We start from the raw sequence: 7,163 nt of genomic DNA, 5'->3' as shown, positions 1-7,163 counted from the left end.
AGCCGCAATTGGTGCTGCAGTAGAATCAACAATATAAGCCAATTTCTCACGAGAGATGCGCAATTTATCGGTAACCGAACGCATGGTGTTTCCTACCACAAGTGTATTGGCATAATCATCAAAGAAAATTGCAATCCCCAAAAAGTAAGTGGTGAGCATTCCAGATCTTCTAGTTTGTGCAAAGTTCACGATGCGGTTAACTACTCCTTGCATCCCTCCATTTTTAGAAATCAGTGCAACAATGGAACCAATAAGTAGGGAGAAGAGTATGACCGAAACATGGCTCCCATCCGATAATGCATGAAGCATATATTTGTCCAACACTGTTAAAAATGCACTAAAGATTCCGATAATCCCATCTGCATAACAAGAGAAAACTGCTGCTCCTACGAGTATTCCAATAAATAAGGATGAGATCACCTCTTTGAAAAGTAATGCCAGTGCAATAGCGATAAGCGGAGGTAATAAACTCAACCAACCCGGTATAACCATAGGTTCGTTGTGGGTGTAACCCGCGTTGAGTTCTATTTCTCCATCGTGGATTTCCACTTCTCCTTTATAGCCATCTTCTGTTGGTATGAGGGCGATGTTTTGACCGTTAATCCATACATGATTAATTTCCTCAGAAGTAGTAAGGGTGAAGGAAACTTGTTCTCCTTTCAATACTAGTTCTGGAAAAGTAAGGGTGTGTTGCGCCTTTAAACCTAGGGAGATTGTACAAATTAGTACGAGAAATATATAACGCATATGATGAGTTTCTTTTAGCGGATTCGAAAATAATCCATTTAAAGAGAATCGCCTATTTCCCGATGAATTTTATCGAAAAATAGGCGATATGTAAAAAAAATTATTCTGCTTTGAAGTTTTTGTTGTTTCCTTTTGTGTAAGGAATATTTGCCGCATTCAATTTTTCTTGAAGGGCAGCTACACGAGCCATGTACGTTTCTATAGTCGGACGTAATGCTGCGTATTCTTCTTCAGCAATTGCAATGTCGTTTTGCTGTGTAGTTGTTGGCGCTGCTGTTGTTCCATAACGTTGATAGTTTACAGTACCCACACGACCAGCAATACTTGGAGCTGTTTCTATTTCTAAACTAGACTTTAATCCATCTCCCCACATTTTAATTCTAATTTCTTCGGCCATTTTCTCCAGAGCTTTTACTTCCTTCATTAAACTTAAGTCAGCATTCGGAGCTTGTAAAATTGCCGCTTTAATGTATTTCAAACGCTCTTCGTTTTCAACATACATACTTGCTGTACCAGAAATCTTTCTGTTGATTTCCATCATACGTTGTGCAAAGGCCAAATTCTCTTCTTGTGAAGGATTGGCTAACATTTGATTTTCTAAAAGCTTCACCTCGAAGTTAGATGACGGAACTAATTCCGTGATTTCACCATTATCCTCCAAATAAACGGTTACTTGATAAGTTCCAGGAGTAACCAAAGGACCTTCATCTGGGTTACTGTATCTACCAGGTTTAAATTTCTTTAAACGAATTGGGTTCGTAGAGGGCAATCTTAAGTTCCAAGTCATGCGCTGCGTTCCTTGCTGCGGAGTAGAAAATAAACGTCTTACAGGATTTCCTTCAGCATCTGTAATTACCCAAATAAGTTGAACTTTTTCTTCTCTTTTTTCAGCTCTTAACTCTTCTAATGTTGGGTAAACATTGGCTTCACCATTTTTCTCTTTTTCCTTTTCAGCTTCTTGACGCTCGTCTTTTAAAGTTTTGTATTCGTCTTTTAAATGAAGGGTGAAAGTTGCTCCAAACTTAGGATTCTTTGCTGCATATAAAGCCGCGCCCTGCGATCCTACTCCTCGTAAGCCAAGCGGACTACTTTGAACATAAAGGTCTGCAGTAGGAGTAGAGAATAAATGTGCTGTTTTATCTAAGTTTTCTTTGTTTAACTGGCGCAACAAAGCGTAATCATCTAATACATAGAAACCTCTACCGAAACTGGCTAAAACTAAGTCATTTTCTCTTTCTTGAATATCCATATCGCGTACGGCAATGGTTGGTAAACCTTTTTTCAAAGCATTCCAGTTTGCTCCGGCATCTGTTGAAAAGAAGGCTCCAAATTCAGTTCCTACAAATAGTAAGTCTTTGTTTTTATGGTCTTGTTCCATACAGTAAGTGGATCCTTTTTCAGGAAGATTATTACTGATGTTTTTCCAGCTTTTCCCTTTATTGTTACTCACGTAAACATAAGGTTTGAAGTCACCATTTTTATGGTTGTTGAAAATGGCATAAACTGTATTTGCATCATGTTTAGAAGCAAACAATTGATTTACATAAGTATTGGCAGGAACTCCCTCAACACTTTCAATTTTAATCCATGTTTTACCATCATCTTCAGAAACTTGGATTAAACCATCATCTGTTCCAACGTATAACAAACCTTTTTGTACAGGAGATTCATCTAGAGCTACAATGTTACCATAAATGGTCGTTGATTTGTTTTTCATTACTGCATCCATCGTCCAAACCTGGTCCATAACAGGAAGCTCGTTTCTATCGATTTGTTGCGTTAAATCAGGCGAAATAGTTTGCCAAGAATTACCTCTATCTGTAGACTTGAAAAGCTTGTTGGCCGCAAAGTAAAGTGTTTTATGATCGTGAGGAGAAATCAACAAGGGGGCATCCCAGTTCCATCTGTAAGCATCTTCTCCTTTTCCCGGTTGTGGCTGAATTCCCATTTTTTCTCCAGAACTTTTATCATAGCGCACCAACCATCCGTATTGCGATTGTGCATATACTATATTCGGTTCAACAGGGTCTATCGCAGATTCAAATCCGTCACCTCCATTGGTGATGAACCAGTCTGAATTTAAAATACCGGCATTGTTAATCGTTTGTGAAGGTCCACCCAGGGAATTGTTATCCTGTGTACCTCCGTAGATGTAATAGAAAGGTTCTGCATTGTCAACCGCCACCTTGTAAAATTGAGTTACCGGTAAATTTGCGTAGAATTTCCAATCTTGTGCATGATTGTAGGTTTCATAAATACCACCGTCACAACCTACCAACCAATGGTCTGTATTTTTAGGGTTGATCCAAATCGTATGGTTATCCACGTGTTTATTGGCTTCACCTGTTTTTTTGAAAGTTTTCCCTCCATCTTCTGTGTGGTGTAACCAAGTATCCATAGAAAAGACCTTGTTTACATCGTAGGGGTCACAAATGATTTCTTGGTAGTAGTTACCCGAGGTTACGTGACCAGATTGCTTGCTCCAGCTTTCACCTTTGTTGGTTGATTTGTAAAAACCTTGTTTTCCATAACGTGCTTCTACTATGGCATAAACTACGTTGGGATCAGCTGGTGAAACTGCTATACCTAAACGACCCATGTCATTCGTTGGTAGTCCATTAGCACTTTCTTTCCACGTTTTTCCACCGTCCGTAGATTTATATAGGGTAGACTCAGGTCCACCTCCTATATACGTATAAACGTGACGTCTTCTCTGGTGTGCCGCAGCATATAAAATATCTGGATTAGACGGATCTATTGCAATTTCTGAAATCCCTGTGTTTTCAGAGACAAATAAAGTCTGTGTCCATGTTTCACCACCATCGGTTGTCATGTAAACGCCTCTTTCACCACCTTTGCTCCATAGTGGACCATAAGCGGCTACCCAAACAATATTCTCGTTTTCTGGGTGAATGATAATATTCCCAATGTGTTCGGAGTTCTTGAGCCCCATGTTTTTCCATGTATTACCACCATCTAAGGATTTGTAAACACCATCTCCATAAGCTACTGAACGTTGGTTGTTGTTTTCACCAGACCCCAACCAAACTGTATTTGGGTTACTTGGAGCATATTCTACACATGCTACAGAATAAGAACCGTAATTATCAAACACTGGAGTGAAGGTAGTACCGTGATTCGTGGTTTTAAAAACGTTACCAGAAGCCACAGCAACTAACCACTCATTCGGATTGTTGGGGTGAACTTTGAGATCGGCAATTCTACCAGAGGTAACAGCCGGACCAACATTTCTAAATTTAAGAGCGGCATAACTACTAGGAGCTATTACAGCATCTTCTTTTTTATCTTTCTTCTGTGCAGTTGCAGTACCCGCAATAAACAGGGCACTTAAAGCGAATGCGGAAAGTTTTTTCATGGTTTTGAGTTTTATGGACCTTAAATATAGGAATTAGATTTTTAGACCCTTAGATATTTAAACTTTTAGAAGGGAAAGGAGAATTAAAGATTCAAGAATTATACTTCGCTGGTTAAAAACTAACAACAGACATTTTTAAATAACCCTTGTTTAAAAAAGAACGCCCAGCTTTTTCAAGCCGGGCGTTCATATATCATTCTAAGTGCTCATTTATTACACTCAATGTTCTTAGATGATTTAGTTCAATTGTAATTGACTCAAGTTTGCGTACACTCCGTTTTCAATTTGAACCAATTCACTGTGTGTACCTTGTTCTACAACTTTACCGTGTTCTAAAACCAAAATTTTATCTGCATTTCTAATGGTAGACAAACGGTGAGCAATTACGATAGAGGTTCTTCCTTGCATTAAGTTCTCCAATGCTTCTTGTACCAATCTTTCAGATTCAGAATCTAAAGCAGATGTAGCTTCATCTAAAACTAATATACGTGGATTCTTTAATAAAGCTCTTGCGATAGCTATACGTTGCTTTTGTCCACCTGAGAGCTGAATACCTCTATCTCCAACTTCTGTATCCAACCCTTGTGGGAAGTCTTTAATAAATGCCCAAGCATTGGCTTTTTTAGCCGCTTCAATTATTTCTTCTTCTGTAGCATCAACCTTTCCAAAATTGATGTTTTCGCGGATGGTTCCTGCAAATAAAATAACCTCTTGTGGCACTATGGCCATTTGAGAACGCAAATGTTCAACAGAGATGTCCTCAACTTTGTTACCATCGTAGGAGATAGAACCACTATCAATATCATAATAGTTAAAGAGGAGAGAGGCAATGGTAGACTTACCCGCTCCTGAACTTCCTACCAATGCAATGGTTTGGTTTTTTTGTGCTTCAAAAGAAATTCCTTTTAAGACTTCTATATCTTTTCGTTGAGGATAAGCAAAGTTTACATCTTTAAAACTGATGTTACCTTCTAAGGTAGGTTGCAATTCACCTTTTTTCTGTTCAAATTCAGTTTTTTCAGAAATAATGTTCATCAAGTTCTCTACGGCTCCGATAGATTTTTGAATTCCTGCGTATAAATCTGGAATACTTCCAAAAGAAGCTCCCATCATTATGGTAAACATGATGAATGAAAAGAATTGTTGCGATGAAATTTCAGGATCTGGTCCTTGTGTCATTTTAATACCTTGCCAGATAATAAATACAATGGCACTCGTCATAAAGAAGATCATGAAGGAAACAAAAACTCCTCGCCACAATCCGCTTTTAACATTTAGGTTTCTAATTTCTTCTGTAGCTTTCTTGTATTTGTTTAAGGTAAACATCTCGTGTGTAAAAGACTTGATGTTTGTAATTCCCATCAAAGCCTCCTCTACGATAGAGTTACTTTCTGCATTAAAGTCTTGTGCGTTTTTAGATAGTTTACGTATAAACCTTCCGAAGAAAACGGCGATAATAGCGATAACCGGTACGGTAGACAACATGATCAAAGCCAACTTCCAAGAAGTCAACACCAAGAAAAGTACAGAACCTACCACAGTAATAATCTGTCTAAAGAACTCAGCAATGGTTGTACGCAAGGTCTCCTGTACCTGCGTAATATCATTAGAAACTCTACTGGTTAATTCTCCAACCTTGTTTTGGTTGAAGAAATCCATGGGCATGTAAATCAATTTAGAGAATGCGTCGTTGCGGATATCTCTTAAGGTGTTTTCTGTAACGTTGGTAAAAAGTACTACTCTAAAGAAAGAGAATACAGACATCGCACCGAATAATATCAAAAGTAAAATGGCAACATCATTTACGTTGTCCATGTTAATAAGACTAACGGTGTCTGACATTGACGCTGGCGTCTCAGCAGATTCTCCACCTAATAACTGTCCCATTAAATATGGGAAAGCAAGTCCAGAAAGCGAAGAAAGTACCAAACAAATCCATCCAATGGCAAAAACAAAAGAGTAGGGCTTCAAATAAGAGAAGATTCCTTTTGCTTTTTGTACAGATTCTTTACTTAATTTTACTTTTTCTCGTTTGCCTTTCTTTCTTGGTCCTAACATTTACGTGCTATTTTCGGACAAAAGTAACGCTTGCGTAGAATAAGTTGTTCATTTTTAAATAAATTTGTGCAAGTATTTTGCGTAAAAGAAAATTTATATATCTTTGCAACCCTGAAACACTGGAAACAAGATTGAATTAAAATACTTAATAATAGAAAGTCATGAGTAAAAGAACGTTCCAACCGTCACAAAGAAAAAGAAGAAACAAGCACGGTTTCCGTAGCAGAATGGCGACTAAAAATGGTCGTAAAGTATTAGCTGCTCGTAGAAGAAAAGGTAGAAAAAGCCTTTCTGTATCTGACAACAAATTAGCGAAGAGATAATCTTAGCATATATATAATATTGAAGCTCGACTGTATAGTCGGGCTTTTTTTGTGTTTAATATTTTGTATTGGATAATGAGGCTGTACCCTCCAAGTACCTTGGCGGGAAGCAGCTATCCATTGTAGTTGCTTGTTTAGTGATGTAAGTAAAACACATCCTTTTAACTATACTTCCTCCGGTCGTATAGTGCAAGGAGTTTTACTAACTCCCTAAGCAAGCAAGCTGCCATTGCTATCTGCTACAGAAGTGAGTAATGAAAGAGAGTAGGGAGCAAGACGGAGTGGTATGTTGTTCTCCTTGTATCCTTGAATTATTGAACAAAAAAAAAGGCTTCTCGTTGGAGAAGCCTTTTGTATTCGTTAAGTGGTCTTATTTTCTAATCAATTGTAAGAAACCTTGACCTTCTGAATTTTTATCATCACTTGTTCCTTCTAAATAGAAGTAGTAGAAGTATGTTCCTTCTGCTGCTGGAGTACCACTTTTGTTCGTACCATCCCAAGCAGGCATTGTTTGTTGAGAAGGTAACAATGCTGAATCGTACTCTTCTGTATGATCATACATTACGTTACCCCATCTGTTTGTAATTACTAATCGAATAGAAGAGTAATTTGAAGCTGTTAAGAAAGTAAACATTTCGTTTTTACCATCATCACCAGGT

At 38.0% G+C, this 7,163-nt stretch carries 4 protein-coding genes and 1 pseudogene; 1 reads left to right on the top strand and 4 read right to left on the bottom strand.

From position 1 onward, the window contains the following. The 3 genes and pseudogenes from AC22ZQ_RS11165 to AC22ZQ_RS11155 form a co-directional block, all read right to left on the bottom strand. Positions 1–747, bottom strand: a pseudogene (locus AC22ZQ_RS11165) (hypothetical protein); the annotation flags it as partial. 100 nt (positions 748–847) lie between these two features. Further along, positions 848–4,123, bottom strand: coding sequence for a WD40/YVTN/BNR-like repeat-containing protein (locus AC22ZQ_RS11160; RefSeq protein ID WP_318958851.1), 3,276 nt, complete (start codon positions 4,121–4,123; stop codon positions 848–850). A gap of 237 nt (positions 4,124–4,360) precedes the next feature. After that, a complete protein-coding gene (locus AC22ZQ_RS11155; protein ID WP_318958850.1) occupies positions 4,361–6,181 on the bottom strand; it encodes an ABC transporter ATP-binding protein in 1,821 nt (606 codons plus the stop codon). Positions 6,182–6,342: 161 nt separating this feature from the next. Here AC22ZQ_RS11155 and rpmH point away from each other — a divergent pair, with 161 nt between their 5' ends. Continuing rightward, entirely contained in the window at positions 6,343–6,504 is a 162-nt protein-coding gene (rpmH, locus tag AC22ZQ_RS11150; RefSeq protein WP_318958849.1) for a 50S ribosomal protein L34, read from the top strand. A 370-nt stretch (positions 6,505–6,874) separates the two neighbouring features. Here the strand turns inward: rpmH and AC22ZQ_RS11145 are convergent. Next, positions 6,875–7,163 (bottom strand): T9SS type B sorting domain-containing protein (locus AC22ZQ_RS11145; protein WP_318958848.1); only part of this gene is annotated, 289 nt, incomplete at its 5' end.

Source organism: Lishizhenia sp., assembly GCF_057456495.1.
Note: the sequence above shows the minus strand (reverse complement) of the source record. Positions and strands in the feature narration are given on the sequence as shown.